The organism is Pandoraea sp. SD6-2 (genome assembly GCF_000389825.1).
In the GTDB taxonomy this organism is placed as follows: domain Bacteria; phylum Pseudomonadota; class Gammaproteobacteria; order Burkholderiales; family Burkholderiaceae; genus Pandoraea; species Pandoraea communis.
In genome coordinates, this window is the sequence record NZ_KB944434.1 from 108,493 (window position 1) to 128,331 (window position 19,839).

13 protein-coding genes and 2 tRNA genes are annotated in these 19,839 nt (G+C 63.2%); 6 read left to right on the plus strand and 9 right to left on the minus strand.

Annotated elements, in window-relative coordinates; translation table 11 throughout:
- Positions 1–3: 3 nt before the first annotated feature.
- The 8 genes from C266_RS09270 to C266_RS09305 form a co-directional block, all read right to left on the minus strand.
- On the minus strand, positions 4–987 hold the full coding sequence (locus C266_RS09270; protein WP_010808732.1) for a twin-arginine translocation pathway signal: 984 nt from the start codon (positions 985–987) through the stop codon (positions 4–6).
- An 88-nt stretch (positions 988–1,075) separates the two neighbouring features.
- Positions 1,076–1,777 carry an alginate O-acetyltransferase AlgF gene (locus C266_RS09275; RefSeq protein WP_168162885.1) on the minus strand — a complete coding sequence of 234 codons (702 nt, stop codon included), beginning with the start codon at positions 1,775–1,777 and terminating at the stop codon, positions 1,076–1,078.
- An 8-nt stretch (positions 1,778–1,785) separates the two neighbouring features.
- Entirely contained in the window at positions 1,786–4,020 is a 2,235-nt protein-coding gene (locus tag C266_RS09280) for a tetratricopeptide repeat protein (RefSeq protein ID WP_010808734.1), read from the minus strand.
- Complete coding sequence (locus tag C266_RS09285) at positions 4,017–5,723, minus strand: glycosyl transferase family protein (protein WP_010808735.1); 1,707 nt, start codon at positions 5,721–5,723, stop codon at positions 4,017–4,019. The genes C266_RS09280 and C266_RS09285 overlap by 4 nt, the downstream gene beginning before the upstream one ends.
- A gap of 19 nt (positions 5,724–5,742) precedes the next feature.
- Positions 5,743–8,109, minus strand: coding sequence for a hypothetical protein (locus C266_RS09290; protein WP_010808736.1), 2,367 nt, complete (start codon positions 8,107–8,109; stop codon positions 5,743–5,745).
- 15 nt (positions 8,110–8,124) lie between these two features.
- Positions 8,125–9,294, minus strand: coding sequence for a non-hydrolyzing UDP-N-acetylglucosamine 2-epimerase (gene wecB / locus C266_RS09295; RefSeq protein WP_010808737.1), 1,170 nt, complete (start codon positions 9,292–9,294; stop codon positions 8,125–8,127).
- A 656-nt stretch (positions 9,295–9,950) separates the two neighbouring features.
- Positions 9,951–10,026: transfer RNA gene (locus tag C266_RS09300), tRNA-Glu, on the minus strand.
- Between the two features lie 17 nt (positions 10,027–10,043).
- A tRNA-Ala gene (locus C266_RS09305) sits at positions 10,044–10,119 on the minus strand.
- A 295-nt stretch (positions 10,120–10,414) separates the two neighbouring features.
- Here C266_RS09305 and C266_RS09310 point away from each other — a divergent pair.
- The 6 genes from C266_RS09310 to C266_RS09335 all read left to right on the plus strand — a co-directional run bounded on the left by C266_RS09310 (position 10,415) and on the right by C266_RS09335 (position 17,824).
- The gene (locus tag C266_RS09310) at positions 10,415–11,608 is read left to right on the plus strand and encodes a hypothetical protein (protein WP_010808738.1); all 1,194 of its coding nucleotides are present in this window, start codon (positions 10,415–10,417) and stop codon (positions 11,606–11,608) included.
- Complete coding sequence (locus C266_RS09315; protein ID WP_010808739.1) at positions 11,608–12,738, plus strand: hypothetical protein; 1,131 nt, start codon at positions 11,608–11,610, stop codon at positions 12,736–12,738. Before C266_RS09310 ends, C266_RS09315 begins: the two co-directional genes overlap by 1 nt.
- 39 nt (positions 12,739–12,777) lie before the next feature.
- Positions 12,778–13,428, plus strand: a complete 651-nt coding sequence (locus C266_RS09320) for a hypothetical protein (RefSeq protein ID WP_010808740.1) — start codon at positions 12,778–12,780, stop codon at positions 13,426–13,428.
- A 22-nt stretch (positions 13,429–13,450) separates the two neighbouring features.
- On the plus strand, positions 13,451–14,881 hold the full coding sequence (locus tag C266_RS09325) for a CsgG/HfaB family protein (protein ID WP_010808741.1): 1,431 nt from the start codon (positions 13,451–13,453) through the stop codon (positions 14,879–14,881).
- Between the two features lie 239 nt (positions 14,882–15,120).
- Positions 15,121–17,259, plus strand: coding sequence for a UvrD-helicase domain-containing protein (locus tag C266_RS09330; RefSeq protein ID WP_144265761.1), 2,139 nt, complete (start codon positions 15,121–15,123; stop codon positions 17,257–17,259).
- A 94-nt stretch (positions 17,260–17,353) separates the two neighbouring features.
- Positions 17,354–17,824 carry a CreA family protein gene (locus C266_RS09335; protein WP_010808743.1) on the plus strand — a complete coding sequence of 157 codons (471 nt, stop codon included), beginning with the start codon at positions 17,354–17,356 and terminating at the stop codon, positions 17,822–17,824.
- Between the two features lie 30 nt (positions 17,825–17,854).
- Here C266_RS09335 and C266_RS09340 read toward each other — a convergent pair whose 3' ends face one another.
- Positions 17,855–19,759: a sigma-54-dependent Fis family transcriptional regulator gene (locus C266_RS09340; RefSeq protein ID WP_010808744.1), complete on the minus strand. Its 1,905-nt coding sequence runs from the start codon at positions 19,757–19,759 to the stop codon at positions 17,855–17,857.
- Positions 19,760–19,839 lie beyond the last annotated feature (80 nt).

Below are 19,839 nucleotides of genomic sequence, written 5' to 3' on the forward strand. Positions count from 1 at the left end.
GCATCACTTGGCGATAGCGGCCGCGACACGTTCGCGCCATGCAGCATCAGTCATGAGCGAAGCGGCGTCCCACTGGCCGCTCGTGTTCGGGCCGTACAGCATCTGCACTTCGTTGAGTTGCCACACCACCACTTGCGGACGCGCCTGCTGGAAAGCCGGCGATTCCAGATACTGCGCAAACACGGCCCACGGCCCGAAATTGCCGTACTTCCACGTGAGCCCGACCGGCCGGTCAATATCCGCCGAGAGCGCCTGCGGGAAGCCGAGGTACGGCTGAACGAAACTGTTGCCCACCACGTGAACCGGGGAAGCGACATCGTCCAGCAGACCGCCTTCTTCGGCCTTGTTCGAGCGCACGACGTAGATTTCCTGCCCCACCGCCTTACGCTGTGCGGCCGTCATCAAGTCTGCGAAATCGGCGAAACGACGTTCCTTGATCCAATTGCCCAGTTTCTTGCCGGTGCCCGGTTGGCCGGTCAGCGACCAGTTTTTCTTGATGACGTCGGCGGTCGCGGCGGCCGCCGCTTCGGCACTCCACGCGGTCCAGTGCGAGTCCTTCTGGAAAAACGCGGTCTGGTTGTCGTGCGCCACACCCTTGAGCACAGGCATCAGATCGACCGTCTGAATATCGGCGCGACGCAGGCTGTCGATCATCTGCGCATACCGATCGCGTACCGCCGGCGCCATGGCCGTTCCTGCGGGCAGCTTGTCTTCGTAGAAACGGGCCTTGAGCGGAGCCACGATCATGACCAGACCGATGCCCTTGGCCTTGAGCGCATCGCGCGCCGAGCGCATGAGATTCACCGAATTATCGATGCCGGCACGGCCTGCGTCGGTCATGTTGTCCTGCGCATAGAACAGCCAGTCGTCCTTACCGATGAGTACGGCTTGCGCCTGAGCGCTCACGGCGCCAAAGCAGGCGCAGGCGACCAGCAGGCCAGACACCAGCTTCCGGGCACTTCTCGGGAAATCAGCGTTCAGTTTCATGATGCTTACGATGATGGATTGTCGTGTTCTGACGATGACACCTGCGCGCGTCGGTTACCGCAACAGGTGCTATAGCTCAGGCCGAACCTCAGTTAGCCCGATAGGGCAGCACCCGATTAGTTGCCCCGACCAGCACGGGCGACTGTGCCGTCCCCACGAGGAACAGGCTGTAGCGGTCACCGCCCTTTAACGGCGGAAGCGCCAGCGGCACAGAGGCGTGTCCCGCACATTCGCCCACCAGCGACGCCGAGACGGGATTGATGGCACGCGCAGCGCGTGTGCCGTCGGCCACATTCGGGAAAACGGTCGGACCGTTCGCCACGCCGATCTTGGCGGTGCAGCCGGGCACGAGATTGTATATCGCCAACTCCGCCTTCAGACCGTCGACCACGGTGCTCACGTCGGTGATGACCTTGACCGGTGCGCTCGCTTGCGCGCCGTCCACCACCAGCGTCACGAAGCCGCCCTTCGGGGCCTTGCTCGCCACCTCTACGGTGCGCCCGTTCACCTTGAGGACATACGCCTGAGCGCCCGGTAGCACGCGGTAGTCGGACACGATCTTGTCGTTCGCTGCGAGCGACTCGGCCTTCGCGCCGGCGCCCAGTTGCACGCCGACGGCCGTGTTGGCGACGTTGAGCACACGCACGTAGACTGACCCGTCGGGCGGCAACGCATACAGCTTTGCGATATCGTCGGCAGGGGCGGCGTGCGCCGCTGTGCCGAGGGCCGCCAGTGCTGCTGCGGCCAGGGCTTTGCCTTCACCCGGCAAACGGTTGAGCAATGCGAACATATTCGTCATCAATAAGAGAAATAGAGGCCGGCAAAGATGCCCTGGGAGCGATCGTCGCCTGCGATGCGCACGCGGTACTGCACGTTCAGATCGATGAACGATTGCGGCGCATGATACTTATCTTCACGGAACCACCAGCGTGCCGTCACGCCCGGACCGACGCCCATCGTGAAGCGCTGCGCGAGCAGGCTGTCGAATCCGGCGGTGGCCCCCAGATACGGGGTGAGCACAAGATTGCTGTTGATGCTGTCCATGCGGAACGAGCGGCCGTAGCGGGCTTCGGCAGTGCCAAGCGTCTGCGGGTGGTCGATGAAGTAGTCGCCTTCGGCATATAACTGCCAGTACTGCCAATTCGACTTGTCGACACGCAGAGCGCCGCCCTCGCCTTCCGACCACGCCGCGCGCAGTAGCCAGTCGGTACGGCTGTTGCTGCCGGCGGGAATGAATTTTTCAACGGCAAACACGAAGTTCTGGCGACTGAACGGCTTCCAGCGCGCGCCAAGCACCCCCTGGTTCGTCGAGAGCCCGGTCACCCCTCCCGTGCCGTCGTACAGCGCCTGATTCATGCGTGCGTAGACTTCGAAAGTGCTGCCGTCACGGTTGCCGATCACGGGCGGACGCCAGTAGATCTCTTCCGAGGACTGCAAGGTCTTGCGTGCGCTCAGCGACGGTGAAAAGGCCGAGTTCATTACGCCGACGGTGCCGTAGCCAAGCGCCGCAACGAAGCCCCAGGTGCGATCGAGATCCGACACGGCCTGCCGCACGTTCTGCCGTGCCTGCGGTTCGAGTTCGATCTGGCCAGCGTCGGCGGCATCGATCGCGCGCGAGAACCAAAAGCTCGCCTGCTTGTTGTCATAGAGACGCTGGGCGCTGTAAGCCGCGTCGAGCAAGCTCTCCGGCGGCACATCGGTACGCGTGGCGATCGGCGCATAGACCTCGCGGGCTTCATCCTTGCGCCCGGCCAGGCTAAGGGCGTTGACGAGCAGCAGACGATACGCTTGATTGTCCGGTGCAGCATCGAGCGCCTCACGCGCGGACTTTGCCGCTGCATCGTAATCCTTCTTCGCCATCGAGGCATAGGCTTGCGCTGCCGCTTCGTAGCCGGGGCCGCTGCCTGCGAGGCTGGAGCCCGCCGGCAACAGGTTGCACAGCACGTCCTGCGAGTCCGACGTACAAAAGACGACCGGCGCTTCGTCGGCCGGGCCGCGCACGCGACGCGTGTCGACCGGGCGCAGCGTGTCGGACGCAATGCGCTTGACCGTCGCGAGTTGCGGCTCGGAGAGCCAGTCCTGTGCAACGGCTTTGTCGAGGTCCTTGCGCGCGTCGTCCGGGCGATTGAGTTTCTGCCGCGCAAAGCCGCGCATGGCGAGCGACAGCGCATCCTCACCGTCCTGCGAAAGCGCATCGGACGCGGCGGCGTCGGCCTCCGCATATTGCCCTTCGCTCAGCAGCGCGCCAGTGAGGAGATAGTGATAGCTCTGCACGTCGGGGGCCTGCCGGACAGCCTGACGCGCCAGACCGACGGCCTTGGTGTAGTCGCGCTCGCGGTAAGCGTCCCATGCCGCCATCGCGGGAGCCGGCGCGAGCCGCCGGTGCATGCGATCGCGCAACGCCTGAAACGCTTCGTCGTCAGGTGTGAGACGAAGAGCCGCATCGGCCTCATCGGCAGCAGCCTGCACCTTGTCCTGACGCTCGAGCGAATAGATCAGCAGGCTGCGCATGCCCGAATTGCCAGGCGCCAGACGAAGCGATTCCCGGGCGTTGCGTTCGGCCTCATCGTAGCGGCCGGCGGCATACGCCTTGTAGGCCGAATCGCCTGCCTTATACGCGGGTGACTGCATCGTGCCGCCAACGGCATCGCCCTTGCCTGTCGCCGCTTTCGGTGCGAGCGACGCACGCAGGTTCTCGCGGGCCGCGCTCAGCGCCGGATCGCGGTGCCCCTGAGCGATGGCCTGTTCTGCCATCTCCAGCGCCTGCTTCGTACGCCCCATGTTCTGCAAGGCGTAGATACGCAGCAACCACAATCTCGTGACGTCCGGGCGCAAGGCCAGCGCCTTGGCGGCCTGTGCCTCGGCGCCCTTGTAGTCCTTACGGTTGTACGCCTTGAATGCGGCGTCCCCGAATTGCCACGCCGGCCCTTCAAGCGGGGCTTCAACGGCCGCGCTGGCTGGCGCCGCAAGCGCGCCGGCCGACAGACTGGCCAGCACGGCGGTGTAGCAAAGGGAACGGGTGAAGAACATCATGTGGCCGTCTTACTCAGTTTAGGGGGTCCTGCTTGCGATGCCGGGACAATCGGCACGCCTTGTTGGAATGAAATCGCCTCGTGCAGCGTTGCCTCGTCCAGCCAGCCCTGCTCGATGAGAATCTCGCCAAGCTGGCGGCCTTCGCGCTTTTGCACGTCGAGTGCATACGCCAGCTTCGTCTCGTCGATGGCTTGCCATGACATGAGCAGCTCGCCCAGACGCTGACGCTGTTGCGAGAGCTGGTCGGTAGACGGGAAATCGTGCATCGTCTTGTCCCAGACCAGCCGCTTGCCCGTCACCAGGTGAACGATGAATAAGCGCCATGCCCGGGCGGCCGCCATCGCGTTGATGAAGTTGCCGATGACCATGCGCGGAAACGCCAGCAACGCGTGCTCCCAGCCGTACATGTGAAATACGAAGTAGCTGCGCTGAAAAACGCGCAGTGCGAGCGCTGCGGCGTTGATCCCCATGAGCGTCACGAGCCAGCCGTTCGCCGGGAACACCGAAGGGTAATAAATCTTCCACCAGCCCATCTTGTCCGCGAGCAGGAAGATCAGGAAGTTGAGCAGCAGCACATACGCGAGAATCGCCACGAACGATGTCGCCAGACCCTTGCGGTCGCGAAACAGCAGATACTTCGTGGCGAGCGACCCTTCCCAGCCGACCTGCGCCCAGCCCTGCAAGCCGATACCCAGCGTCCAGCGCGCCTTCTGACGGTAAGCGGTCTTGAACGTGTTGGGGAAGTATTCGCGAATGCCCAGCGGCATGCTAATCGTCGAAATCTTCTCCTTGCCGAAGCCGAACAGCGAAGTCCGCTTGGTCACATACTCGACCGGAAACTTGCCGAAGATCTGCTTCATGCCGCGCTGCGACAGACGCTGACCGATGTCATAGTCCTCGGTCAACGTGTCCGTGTTGAACGGCTGGTTGTTTGTCTCTGCCGCGAGTTCTTCGAGCGCTCTGCGGGAGAAGCAAGTTCCCACGCCTGCCGACGGCACCATCTTCGACATGCTCTCGCGCACCACCAGATCCTTGGTGTGCCACTCGGCGAACTCGTCCATGTACGTGCCGGCAACGAGTTCATACCACTCGCGCTCAAGCGATGTCACCGGCAACTGAATGAAGTCGATGCGCGGCATCAGGTAGTTGTAGTACTTCAGCTCCAACGGGTGAAGCACGTCCTCACTGTCATGCAAAATCACGCCCGCGAACGGCTCGGGCTGCGACTGGTTCTGCTTGAAAATTGCCTGCACGATCCAGTTCAGACAGTCGGCCTTGCAGGTTGGGCCGTCGTGCGGCACCTGCACGTGCACGAGCTGGCGATACCGGCGGCGCATACGCTCAACTTCGGTCTTCGTCTTGTCGTCGTTCTTGTACGTGCCGACGAAGATCATGTAGTTTTTGTATTCGAGTGTACCCACCATGCTCTCGAGCATGGCCGCGATCACGTCGTACTCCAGCCACGCGGGCACCATGATCGCGAGCGGCTGCTCGCGCACCGCACGCAACTGCGACGCCTGCAACGGCGTGTAGCGCCGCCGAATGAACAGCGACCGATAGATCTGGCGCACCCAGTACCAGAGATCGACGAACAGGTCGTCGAGACTCGATAGCAAAATGACGACGCCGACTACCGCGCTCACGATTTCGAGCGCGTGGTAGTAGTCGGCGACCAGATACGGCCAATAGAGCGAAGAGATCACGTCGACCTGCTGCGAGTGCTTAACGATCGTTCTTGTTCTTTCGGCCTGCACGCAGCGCCAGCACCAGCAGCGTCAGGAAGATGAGCAGCACGATGGCGATCGTCGGCACGCCCCACGAGACGTAACGGCGCCACTCGTAGAACGCACTTTCACCTGCGCCCGGCGGCAAGCTCGCGTCCGGGTTGCTGGTATCGATCCATGCCACGGGACCGGCCGGTCCGATGATTGCCAGATTGCCGCGGTTGAGCAGGAACGGCACGCCGACATCGGCCTTCGGTTCACCGATGGCGTACCACAGCAGACCGTCTTGACCGCCGCCGCGCACGACCTCTGCCGTCGACAGCTGTTGCAGACCCGTGATGTCGAGCCACTTGGCGTCCTTACCGCCGATCTCCAGACGCTTGCGATCGGTCACGACCGCAGACGGCTTCGCGCCATCGACCTGCACTTCCATCGCCACGAACGGCTTGCCCGGCTTCACGCTCTTGTCGGTGGGTGCCACCGTCAATTCGGCACGCGAGGGCGACAGACCGCTCGCCGCTGCGATACCGATCACACGGCGGATATTTTCGGGCGCCGATTGCAGATAGCGTTCCGGCACGATCAGTTGCGCGTTGCCCGCCATAAGCGGCAACAGGCCGACGAAGGTGCCGTCCGGCTCCGCTTTGCCCGGGCGGACATAGCTGGCAGCGGGCAGCACATTGACCGGATAAGCCTGCGGAATCTCGTTACAGTCGGCCGAATACGGCTGGCGTTGCACCGAGACCCGCAGATTGTTGGTCACGCCAAGCGCATAGCCCGGCACGCGAGCCTTGAGTTGTTCCGGACGGCCATTGGCATCCAATTGCTTCGCGGCCAGCAGAATGCCGTTCCAGAACACGGTCGCCACCGGCTTGGAAGTCGCCGGACCAGGCGCCGCCGACAGATACAGCGAGATCTCGCCGGGCATGCTGCCGCCCGAAGCCACGGCGGAGAGCGGGAAACTCACCACCCAGTCGCCGCGCGCCAGTACGTCGAAGCTATCTGCCGAGCCACCGAGGCTCGACAGACGCACGACTTGCTTGTCTTCGATATCCGGCGTGCGAGCGATCGGTGCGGTCACATTGCTCGACAGCAACACGCGGCGCAGCGAATCGTCGAACAGACCGGAGGCTTGAGCACCGGCGCCGGCGGCAATGGCGATCACCGACCGGTTGCCCATCGACAGCAGACGGATCTGATTCGCGCCCAGCGCATCGGTAGCGAGCGGTGCGCGTTGGGCACGCCATGTCTTGAAGGCGTCCGTGGCATCGCTGTCGTTGACCAGTTGCCCTTGCAGTGCGTCGAAAGCGGTAGCCAGGCGCGTGCGCATCGCAGCGTCCGAAACGGCGATTTCGCCGCTCACTGCCGGGGCCCCGACAGCCAGCAGCGCGCCGAGTTCGGCGTCGTTGGCCAGCTTGTGCGCCGCATTGTTGTCCTTGATGGCGGCAAACGCAGGCAGGCCGGCAAGCGCGGCGGGCACGACCACATCGCGGGTGTCCACCGTATCTCCCACGGCCGGCAGTGCGCGCACGACCACACGCTTACCGCTGCGCTCAAGCGCGACACCGATACGCCACGCGCTGTCGAACGCCTCCTTGCTCAGGGTTTTCGATGCAATGAGCAGCGCGGGCGAGCCCGGCAACGTGCTCCACGCGTCGTCCAGGCTGGTGACCGACTTCTGGTCAATTCGATAGGTCAGACGCGTTTGCGGCATGATCGTCACCGAATTGGCAAGCGAATGATCCGGCTCGCAGCGATAGGTGCCGGTGCGCGAATGCCAATTCACACCGAGGCGCACGAAGCCGGTGTCGCGCGGACGCGACGGCACGGCCAGACTGCGCTGAAGCGGCCCGTCGCCATCCGGCACCGACTGCGAAGTCAGGGGCTGACCGTCGATCGACAGCACGACCGAAGCCGGGCCCTTCTCCCCCTTCAGATAGCGGCCATCGAAGGTGAGCGAAGCGTCGGCCAGCGGCAACCCCTTCGGAACGGGAAGATAAAAATCCTGGTTTGCGTCACCAGACAGCACGATCGGCGCCGTGACGCCGAGGTCGGCAAGCGCAATGGTGCGCGATAGGTTAGCGCCCGCCCCCAACGCCCGGACACCGTCGCCCAGCGCGCTAGCGTGAGATACGGCTGGCAGCATCACGCCGGCAGCCAGCGCGCTAAGCGCCAGGGTCGAAGTCGCACGGCTCACGGCGCGCTGCGCGCGCGACGGCTGGCGGGAGGAAACGCTGTGGGTGGTCATCCGATTAGGCAACGGCATGGGTATTCCGTGAGTTGACGTGACGTTGCGCAGACGCGACGGCACGGAGTAGAACGGCACCGGCAAATCCGGCAAATTCGCGTACACGTGATCGGACACGGTCGGCGCTCCCGATCAATTGACGCTCGAAGCGTCTGGGCTGCCCGTCAGTCCGGGGGCGAACTCTGCCACCGGACGTCCGCACAGTGCGTCGACGATGCGACCCGCCGCATGGCCATCGCCATACGGGTTCAGGCGTCGCGAGAACGACGTGTGATATGCCTGATCATCCAGAAGACGCATCACGCCTTCGATGATGCGTCCCCGGTTTGCACCGACCAGCGCCACCGTGCCGGCCTCGACCGCTTCGGGCCGCTCGGTGACGTCTCGCATCACCAGCACCGGCTTCCCAAGGAACGGCGCTTCTTCCTGCACGCCCCCCGAGTCGGTGAGGATCACGTAGGCGCGCTGCATGAACCAGACAAAATCGACGTAATCAAGTGGATCGATCAGATGCACGTTGCCGAAGCCGGCCAGCTCGGTCATCACCACTTCGCGAACCGCCGGGTTCAGATGCACCGGGTAGACGATCTGTACATCGTCGCGCCGTGCGAGTTCGGCAAGCGCGGCGCAAATGTTGCGGAAACCATCGCCGAAACTCTCGCGACGGTGGCCCGTCACGAGTACCAGACGGCGCGATGCGTCAAGCCACGAATAACGCGCCGATACGGCAGCGGCGAGCGGCGAGTCATCGCGCAGGCGGGCGGTGAGTGCCGCGAGCGCATCGATCACGGTATTGCCTGTCACGGCAATTCGGCCGTGCAGGTTTTCACGCAGAAGGTTCTCCCGAGATGTCGCAGTCGGCGCGAACAACCAATCGCCAACACTGTCGACCACGCGGCGATTCATCTCTTCGGGAAACGGTTTTGACAGGTCGCCAGTACGCAGACCGGCCTCCACATGACCGACCGGAATGCGGCGGTGGAAGGCAGCGAGTGCGCAAGCAGAGGCCGTGCTCGTGTCGCCGTGAACCAACACGTAATCGGGCTTTTCGGTTTCCAGTACTGCGTCGACCCGTTCGATGGTCCGCGAGAAGAGGCCGTTGAGCGTTTGATTGGGCACCATGACCTCAAGGTCGTACTTGGCCTTGAGATCGAATAACGACATCACCTGATCGAGCATCTGCCGATGCTGACCGGTTACACACACCACGCTATCGATACCGGGTTCGCGATTGAGCGCCGTCACGAGAGGCGCCATCTTGATCGCTTCGGGACGCGTGCCGAAGATAGACAGGACTTTCATAGTTCTACGTTTTCGTCGGAGCCTATTCATGCCGTGCGGCACTCAGGCTTCATTTGCCCCTGGAAACTTCAGGCAAGGGCGGTGTGTGGCATGAGGTCGAGCCCCCGCATCGAATCCAATTCGATTACATTGGAAGCCGACTTATTTCGATGAATTTGGCCATCTCGACTGGCGATCATCAATGCGCGGGTGAGAATACCTGGATCGATGCGCGCCTCTTACCACCTGTGTGTTCGCACGGCGCCGTTCCCCTCCCGGCATCCCATGCAAACTCGATGACGGATGGTATAAGCCAATCGTCCCCTTACTGTCCCCCCAATATTCGGAAGATTACTCATGTCGCGCAGGCACAACACCTGAAGTCCGGCAGAGGCGGGATGGGAGGGGTAGCGAAAGCGACGAAACCCCCGTGCCGACGCCGGAATCGACGTCGAGGCGGGGCCCAGGCGCTGGAAAATAGTCAGGCAGATTTATTGATTTCCCGATCGTCATGAAACCGTCATTGCGCATGACGACTGTGCGATCGCATAAGGAAATCAATAGGAACGGTAAACGCAAAAGGCCGGATGTCTTTAAAGACATCCGGCCTTTCCTATGCATTTTGCCGAATCCGACGCCGGCCGGTCGCGAAGTGTGAACCCACTGCGACCGATAGATGGCGTCCCCTAGGGGATTCGAACCCCTGTACTCACCGTGAAAGGGTGATGTCCTAGGCCTCTAGACGAAGGGGACGGAAACTGTCATTCGTTTGGTGGAGGTAAGCGGGATCGAACCGCTGACCTCTTGCATGCCATGCAAGCGCTCTCCCAGCTGAGCTATACCCCCCGCGCGAAGAGGCGTGACTATAGCGCATTTGGCGGGGGCTGACAACCCGCGCCTCGGGCGCTTCGGCGGGCCGCCGTGAAAGACCGCTGATCGCCCCCCCGGTATCGCCATCGAATTTCCGGCCCCGGCATCCACGCCAAATTACCTGCATCGGACATACAAACAGGCTCTGCCGCCCCCCCTATCAATTCATATAGGATCAATGCCAATGAATTGACTTGAAATAGTTAGTAGTCCAGTATTCCGCGTCCACGCGCCCATCTTCAATGGGGGCGTACCGGGGGAGCATAACAATATGAAAGCCGGCGGATTCTTCTTCCGTCTTGCCATCATCATTTCGATGGCATTCTCGATGGCGTTTGCGGGCCGCGTTCAGGCCCAGGCCGCAGACAAGACAGTGACATTCGCTGGCGCAGCTTATGGGGGCGACGCCGCCAGCATCGACAAACGATTTCCCTATTCGCGCGCCTATGAAACCGGCCTGAAAGCGGCGGGCGATTCGCCATACAAACGTCTGCTGGCGGCCGTCAATCAGAATCCGGCCAGACACCTCACGCTCACGACCGGGCCGATCGACCAGTTGAAGGGCCGTGACCAAGCGCTCGTCGTATCGCTCGTCATCAATACCGAGACTGTCTCCGTCGAGCGCTTCGGCGCTATCCGCAAGCTGTTTGTCCTGCTGCGCGGCCAAGTGCTGTTCTTCGACTTCAAGTCGATGACAGTACTGCGCTCCTATCCGGTCAGCTTCGGTTACGTCGACAACCTCGATCACGAGCCGACGCGCGCAGAAGTGCTGGAACGCGTGCGCATGGTCTATGACGGTGCGAACGGCAAGCCCGGGCTGTACGCCCGCTTTGCCTCGTCCGTCGCACAAGCGCAGTTGCCCGATCAGGCCCCCCGCTATCTGCAAGTCACCCACGTGGAAGTCACGCCGGAGGCCGCAGCCGTGCTGCCCGATTATCTGAAGGCCACACCCGCCGCTGCGCAGACGTGGGTCGCCGACATGGCCAGCGAAGCGATCTCCACACGCATCGGCGTGCCCGTTGTGCCTTACTCGAAGGGCTATGCCATTGGCAATGTCATGTCGATGCAGATCATGGACGGCACGGTCTTCAATCTCAAGCTGCCGCAGCCGGACTATGAGATCGACGTCGCGCTCAAGAATTTCAAGAAGATCAAGTACAGCGAGAACGCTGTGGGCACGGCGTACATCTACGGCAGCTACGCGGATGTCGCCATTCGCGAGCCGCTGACCGGTGCGACCTACCTGAACACCTCGCTCAAGAACGGTGAGGTGAAGCCGGTTCCTGCATCGCAGACGTGGGTCGACGATTTCCCGGCCTATTACGACTCCGTCAACGGTCTGTTCGTGAAGCTTGCCGAGTCGGTGGCGGGGACGGACACATCATGGGTGAAGTCTGCCGCTTCGGCGCCGGACATTTCGTCGCAAATCGACAAGACGATGGGATTGATGAAGCTATGCAAGTAATGAAGCGATTTTTGTTGTTGTGTGCCGCGGCCTTGTTCGCATCGGGTGCTGCTGCACAGGTGCAGCAGGCGCGCGGCAAAGCGACCGTAACCTACGAGGGCTGGTCGATCTCGCGCGACGACAAGGCGCGCGCCCTGTCAGCCGCCCAGATGAAGGCCGTGGAGTTCTACTACGCCGAGGCCGGCGAGGCCGAGTCGGAGAACTTCGACGCGATTCGCCAGAAGATTCTCGCCGAGCCGGATCGCTACATCCTCGACTCGACGATCCTTGCCGAAGAGGAAAACTCGGACAAGAAGCAGTACACCGTGGCCGTGCGTGTCTCGCTCAACGTGGCGAATCTGCGCAACGCCGTGAAGCGCAATTCCGTGGTCGCCAAGGGAGGGCCGGCCGGGCGCTCGCCGCTGGCGTTCATCTTCGTCTCTCGTGAAGTCGGCACCTCGCGGGCGTATGACGACCGCGTGTACAAGCGCATTGACCGCAAAGCCGACGTCAAGGCCCAGGTCAATGCGTCAGAGCAAGGCACCGAGGGCGAGAACATTCGCGGCAATCAGATCGGCACGAGTGCGGCGACGAACGCGAAGATGTCCGCATCGATGCAAAGCTCCGCGTCCGTCGAGACGGGTGGCAGCACCACGCGACGCGCCACCGACAACACGTATCGCCTGATTCCCAGCGCCAATCTGTCGCAAGTCTTCACGTCGACGTTCGCGAAGGCCGGCTTCAAGGTCAACGAAGCCGCGCTGGTCGAGCCTTATACCGGCGGCCAGTTCAAGGTCGCCAATGTCGAGGACGATTACAAGAACGGCATGGATCTGAAGCCGGCAACGCTCGCGTCGATGGTCTCGGGCATGCGCGTCGCACGCATGTCCTACATCGCACTAGGCACGCTCGACGTCGGCCTCGCCGATCGCGATCCGAACTCCGGGCTCATGCGCGTGGCTGTCACCGTCAACGCAAAACTGCTCGACATCGGCCAGACCATTCCGGATACCGTCGCCTCGGTGGGCCCCGTTCAGTACGCCGGCACCGGTCCGACCGAAGACGAGGCCCGAACCAATGCGCTGCGTCTGGCGGCCAACAACGCCGCGCGCGAGTTGACCAGCCAGATCACCAATCTCAGTCTGCGTTAATCAGCAGATTCAACCCTCCCTCTCCTGGAGAAGACGTTCATGAAGAAAATCATCGCTTGCGCCGTTGCGGCCGCTCTGGTGGGTGCCTCGGGCGCCTCGTATGCCCAACTCGGCGGGCTGACCAGCCTCGTGGGCGGCGGCAGCAAGTCGGATAGCACCGCCGATCTGTCGGGCCAGCAAGCGGCGCTGGTGAAGAACTACGTCGCCGCCAACGTCGACGTGCTCAACGCCAACGCCAAGATGGGCGAAGCCCTCGGCCTGAAGACGCAAGCCGAACAAGCAGCCGCCGTCGTGGCGCAACTGTCGTCGGGCTCGACGCAGGACAAGGACTCGGCCTCGAAGGCCGTCAACGCCGTGGGCGACACGAGTGGCGCCATCGCAGCGAAGCTCAAGGAAAAGCCGGTGCTCGACGATGCTTCGAAGAAGACGTTCACGCAAGGCCTCGGCCACCTCGCTCTGGGTATGGTGCACTACGTCGGCATGCGCAACGACGTGACGTCGATGGGCAACAACATGAAGAGCGCCTCGCCGATGGCGCTCACCTCGCTGGGCGGCGCCACCTATGTCGTGTCGAACTTCCCTGGCTCGGTCACGGAAGCGGGCAAGGCACTGAAGAACGCCATCGACTTCGCACGCAGCAACGGCATCGAAGTCCCGGCGGATGCCACCAAGGCACTCGCAGCGCTGTAAGCCAAAGCACCCTACCCACAACATGATGCGTAACTCGCTCACGGGGGCCCTTGCGGCCCTCTTTTTTATTGCCGGATGCTCCGAGAAGCCGGCAGACGCGCCTCAGGCCCCCTCCTCCGCACCGAACGCAGCCGCGCCCGTACCGGACGCCGGTAAGGTCGAGACCGAAAAGACAACGGCAGTCGGTTTCGGCAACACGGCGGGCGAAGCCATGCTCGAAGCGATGAAGCTCGCGCTGATGCAGGTCAACGGCGCCGTGGTGCAGTCCGACAGCGTGACGGCCAAGTATGGGCTGGACGTCAGCCTCAATCAGGATTCGGCATCGCTGCGCGCAAACGCATTCGCCGACATCGTGCAGCAGCGTTCGGGGGGTGTTATTCAGCATCTGCGCGTGATCAGCCTTGACGAGCCGGGCGTGCTGTCCAAACGCTATAAGGCCAGCATCGAGGCCGATATCGCCAAGTTCAAGCCGTCTGCCGACATGCGCAAGCTCAAGGTCGTCGTCGGTCCGGTCGTCTTCTCGCAGGCCTCGCTGCCGATGGGCGACACCACCGTTGCGTCTCGCGAAGTCGCGGCAACACTGCGTCAACGGGTCAGCGATGCCCTCGTGCAGACTGGCCGTTTTGCGGTGCTCGACCGGGAGATGAGCCCCGAGATCGAGCAAGAACTCGACATGATCAAGTCCGGCGAAGCGCCCAGCGCCGAGTTGGCGAAGCTCTCACAAGCCGCCAGTGTCGATCTGGTGTGGAGTGCACGCGTGAGCGCGTTCAACTACACCCGGCAGGCACGGCAGTTGCGCACGAGCGATCGGCAACTCGTGAGCTATTCGGGCGGCTGGGCGCTTTCGCAGAAAATGGTGAACGTGGCGACACGCCAGGTCTCGGCGGCCAGCTCGTTGAGCAATACATTGCCGGCGACCGCGCCGACCACGTTGGGCACCGGCGTCGACGGACAACGCATTCTCGCCGAGATGACCGATCAGGCCAGCAAGGCCATCGTCAGCGCAATCCTGCAATCGACGTTCCCGATTACGGTACTCGGACGCGACGGCACGAATGTCGTCGTCAGTCAGGGCGGACAGGCGCTGCGCGAAGGGGGCCGCTACGCGGTCGTCGCGTTGGGCAACGAGTTCAAGGATCCGCAGACGGGGCAAAGCCTCGGACGCACCGAGAACCCGTGCTGCGAACTGGTTGTGGAACGCGTGACGCAGAACCTGTCGTATGGGCATCTCGAGAACGTGCGCAGCAATCTCAACCTCGACACGCTGCCGATCGCCGGTCTTCAGGTACGTGGCGAGCTTGCTGGCGGGCAAGGCCGCTCGGCACCTCAGGCCGGGAGCACCGCAGCGCCCGCCGCCGTGGCAGGCAAGGCCGCGACCGGGGAGAAGGCGGCGAAGAAGGGCTCGACGCCGGCCAGTGCGCAATCAGCACCGGCGCAAGACGATAAGTGGTAAAGCACCGTAGCAAGTCGTAGCGTACAGTCAAGCATCAGGCCGTCGCCCCTCGCCGGGGCGACGGCGCTGTCCGCAAATCCATGAGCGGGCTCCGAGGCAGGTTGCCGGGGCCGGCCGCGCGAGGCGAGTAGAATCCGCGACACAAACAGTTGGCGATTGTCGCCGCTGCCGCAGAATTCGACGGGCCAGACGCATGAGGCATCATCGTGTGTCGCCCCGCCCTCAGCAAGGTCGACGTCATGAGTGAAACTCCATCCCCTGCGCGCAGCCCACGCTTCGTGCCCAACGGTCCCGCATTGACCGTCGAGCAGATCGCCCTTCAGGTCGCGAACGAGCGGATCTGCATCGCCATGGCCAATGCCGGCACCGGCAAGACGACGACACTCGTCGCGCGTATCGGCGAAGCCATCGCCGGCGGCACACCCCCTGAGCAGATCCTCGCGCTGACCTTCACCGCCACCGCAGCCGACGTGCTGCGTGCCCGCCTGCAACGCTCCGGCATCCACCCCGAGTTGCACAAGCGCGTGCGCGTCTCGACCTTCGACGACTACAGCCACGAAGTGCTCGAGACCTTGCCCACTGCGAACGAACGCGCCCGGCGCATTCAGCGCGACAGCTTCCTCACGTCCTCCATCGCCGACGCCATGGAGACATTGCGGGACGACGTCGAACACCGCTACGCACCGGGCGCCTTCGAGGACAATCACATCAATGTGGCGCAAAGTCTCGAAGCCATGCGAAAGCTCAAAGCGGGCGGCGCGCTATTCGACGACGTCGATGACGAACAGCTTGGCGATTTACTCGAACGTCTGGACGTCACGCCGGCCCAATACGCCATCGCTCAGGCTTATGAACGCATTCGCCTGGGCGCGCTGGACGAGCCGAAGTTCCGGGACCGTTTCGACGCGACGTACGATCTCGCGCAGTTGATCGATCGGGAGAGTGTCTTGCCGCAATACTTCGCGCCTTGCCGGTTGATTGTGTGCGACGAGCAACACGACTTCAACGAAGCGTCGTATCGCGTGCTGCGCCATTTGCTTCGCACGCTGAATTGCCGCTTCGTCGGCGTTGGCGATCGCGATCAGGTCATCCACGGAGAGATGGGCGCGAGCGACGTCTATATGGGCGAGCGCTTCCAGATGGATTTCTCCGGCGCGACCGCCTACAAACTCACGCGCACGTTCCGTCATGGCCCGCATATCGCCTATCCGGTCGCCGCTTTCAAGCGCAAGGCCATCGAATCGTATGTCCGGCGTCACACGCCCATTGAGGTCATCACGGCCGACAGCGCGCAAAATGCCGTTGCCGATGTCGTGCTTGCAGACGTGCGTCGCTGGCTGCAAGAGAGTGATAAGCGTTCGACGTGCGCGGTACTTCTGCGCGACTGGCATCAAAGCGCCGCGATAGAAGAAGCACTGTGGCAGGCCGAGATTCCGTTCGAGTCGCCGAACAAGGGGGGTTTTCAGTTCCGGGAAGAGATCCGTTTCGTGCGCGCCGTATTCGCGTTGGCGATGCGCGCACACGAGACAATCGACGAGCGCGAGCGCATGTCCGTTGCGGCAGTGCTGGGCATCTTCGCGAGCATTCGCCTCTCGCGCGATCAGTACCAACTGACGGCAAAACACCCGGAACTGATCGAACAGATTTACGCGTCGTATTTGCTGGGCGCGCCACCGGGCACACCGGCGGCCAATATCGGGCAGTTGATTCGCGAATTGCGCGCGAGCCTGCCGACGCTCTCGGCCAGCGACGCCTTCCGCCGCATCCGTCAGAAAATCGATTTTCAGGCAGTAGCCACGCGCCTCTACGCGCGCCCCTACGATGTCGATCTCGTCGAACGCACGCTGCGCGCGTTTGCGTCTACACTCCCCTCCGACGACACGCCGCTCGCCGACTATTTCTCGTCGATGATGGCGCGCCTGTCTGCCATCCGGCGCACACGAACGGGCACTCGCGTGAGCGTGGACACTGTTGCGAACCTCAAGGGCAAGGAGTTCGACCACGTCATCATTCCCTTTCTGGAACGCAACGAGTTCCCGAATCCGTTCGCGCAGATGGAAAGCGAGAAGAACCTGTTCTATGTGGCGCTCACCCGGGCGCGGGAATCGCTGTCGCTGATTACGTCGCGGGACGAAACCCGTCAGAGCGGGTTCATCGCCTCGCTCGACCTGCCCCGCACGACTCGCCTCGCCGACGACGCGCTCGTTCGCAACATGGCGACGCCCGTGGACACCGCACCTGCGCGCCGCTATCTGAGCGGCGACACCTATGACGCAAAAGACGAACTGATGGCCCTCGGCGCCGTCTACGACCCCGCGCGGCGACAGTGGTACATCACGCCGGAGAGGGACTCGGCGGCCTTCTCGCAATGGTTGTAACGATGCTCACGCGACGCGGGTAGAATCCGCAACGCGCGGCACACATCGCGGGCGAAGGTCGCTGCTAACGCAACATTTGACGGAACACATCCTCATGAAGAAAGCACTCGGACTGGCACTGGCGCTGACAGCCGCCGCGAATTGGGCACATGCCGAGAGGATCGGCGACGTGAGCACGGCATTCAAATTGCTGGGCCCGGATCACAAGATTGTCGTGGATGCCTTCGACGATCCGAAGGTGCGCGGCGTCACGTGCTACGTGTCGCGCGCGAAGACCGGTGGCATGAAGGGCATGGTCGGGCTGGCGGAAGACAAGTCCGAAGCCTCGATTGCCTGCCGCCCCGTGGGACCGATTTCGTTCGGCGCGCCGCTGCCGAAGGAAGAAGAGGTCTTCTCGGAAGGGCTGTCCCCGCTCTTCAAGAAGCTGCGTATCGTGCGCATGATCGACAAGACGCGCAACACACTCGTTTATCTCACCTACTCCGACAAGCTCATCGACGGCTCCCCGCAGAACAGCGTGACCGCAGTTCCCGTGGACCGGGACACGCCGATTCCGATGAAGTGAGCGCTCGGCCTGACGTCTGCGCGGCAAGCCTCATCCGCGCAGCAAACCGAATCGCTTCAATTTCCGGTAAAGCGTGTTGCGGCTCACACCGAGCTTGCGCGCCGCTGCACTCACTTGCCCCTGACAAGCGTCGAGCGTAGCCCGTAGCGCCTGGCGCTCCGCGGCTTCCAGCGGGGCCTCCGCCCGAGGTGTTTCGGTCGCCACGCGCTCCACGTCGCGCAACTCGCCGGGCAAGTCGTCGAGCGTGACGACACCGCTCTCGCTCAGCGCGACGAGCGTGCGGATGACGCTGCGCATCTGGCGCACGTTGCCCGGCCACGCGTAGGTGCAAAGCCGGTCCTGCGCCGCGTCCGTCACGGTGATCCGGCCTTGTTCGCAGGCCTGTGCCAATAGCCGTTGAATCAGGTCGATCTTGTCTTCACGCTCGCGCAGCGGCGGCACCCCGACTTCCAGCCCGCTCAGGCGATAGAAGAGATCCTCGCGGAATAGCCGTTCGGCGATGCGCTCGGAAAGGTCGCGGTGCGTCGCGCTGAGTATGCGAATGTCCAGCGGCACCGGCTCGCCGCCGCCGAGCGGCGACACCATGCGGTCTTCGAGCACGCGCAGCAGGCGGGTTTGCATGGCGAACGGCATATCGCCAATCTCGTCGAGAAACAGCGTGCCGCCATTCGCTTGCCAAAGCTTGCCGTTCATCCCCTCTTTGCGCGCCCCGGTGAAGCTGCCGCCCACGTAGCCGAAAAGCTCGCTCTCGATGAGCGACTCGGGAATCGCCGCGCAATTCAGCGCGACAAACGGACCGTTCGCTCTCGCACTCGCCGCGTGCACCGCGCGCGCGAAGACTTCCTTGCCGCTCCCGGTTTCGCCGCGAATCAGGACCGGCACATCGTGAGCGAAGACGCGGCACGCCCGCGAAAACTCGCGCGCCAGCGCCGGATCGGAAAACGGCGGTGCAGACGTTTCCTGCCGGGACATCGGCAGATGGCTAACGCGCCGCGCTGCGCGGTGCGGCGCCCGCACCATCGCCAGCAGCGATTCGCCGTGATGCGTGCGAATCGGCCAGCACGCGCTCGGCGCGGGATGCCCTTGTGCCAGCAGCGCGTCGAGGGTTTGCGCAAACCATCGATCCACGCGTGTGCCCACGATCTCGTCGCGCGGCACGCCCAGTCGATTCAACGCGCTTTGGTTGGCGGCAAGCACGCGGCCGGCGTCGTCGAACGCGATCAATGCCTGCGCGAAGCCGCCGAGATGATCGGCCTGCTCCTGCAATTGCAGCAGCCATTCGTCGCGATAGTGCAGGAAGAAATACTCGCTCTCCACCACCTTCGCCGACAGATTCACGAGCGCGAGCGTATGGAATTGGCTCTGCCGGGTGAGGTCGGCGCTCGTCGACGACACGTCGATCACGGCCAGCAGTTCGCCTTGCGGAGCAAATACGGGACTTGCCGTACAGGTGAGCGCCGTGTGCAGCGCGCGGAAGTGATCCTGCTGACAGATGATGACGGGAGCACGCTCGACCACGCAGGTGCCAATGCCGTTGGTGCCTTCGCACGACTCGCTCCAGTCCGCGCCCGGCCAAAGCCCTGCGCGATGGAAATCGTCGCGCTGGCCGTCGTGGAGCCGTGAGTCGACTATCACCCCGTCCGGCGCCGTGAGCAACACCGCCTGATGCGGATTCATCAATTGGCGTTGCAGACGCTCGAGCACAGGGGTGGATACGCTGCGCAGCCGCTCCATTGCGCTGCGCCGCTCGCGCAACTGTGCCGACTCCAGCACGCGCGGCGCCATCCGCGCGCCCGGATCGAGCGCGTGGGTATCCAGACAGCGGCGCCAGGAATCGGCGATGTTCGGGTCCGTCGCGGCGGCACCGTGCAGCGAATGACCTTGTACCGCATTCAGCACACGGCGCGCGTGCGCGGACTCTGTATTGGCTGGCATTGGTCGTCTCCCCCGTGCCGGATGATCTCGTAGTCGTTCCCGAAGCATGTCCCATGCCGGGGTTCATTGCAATGCGCTAT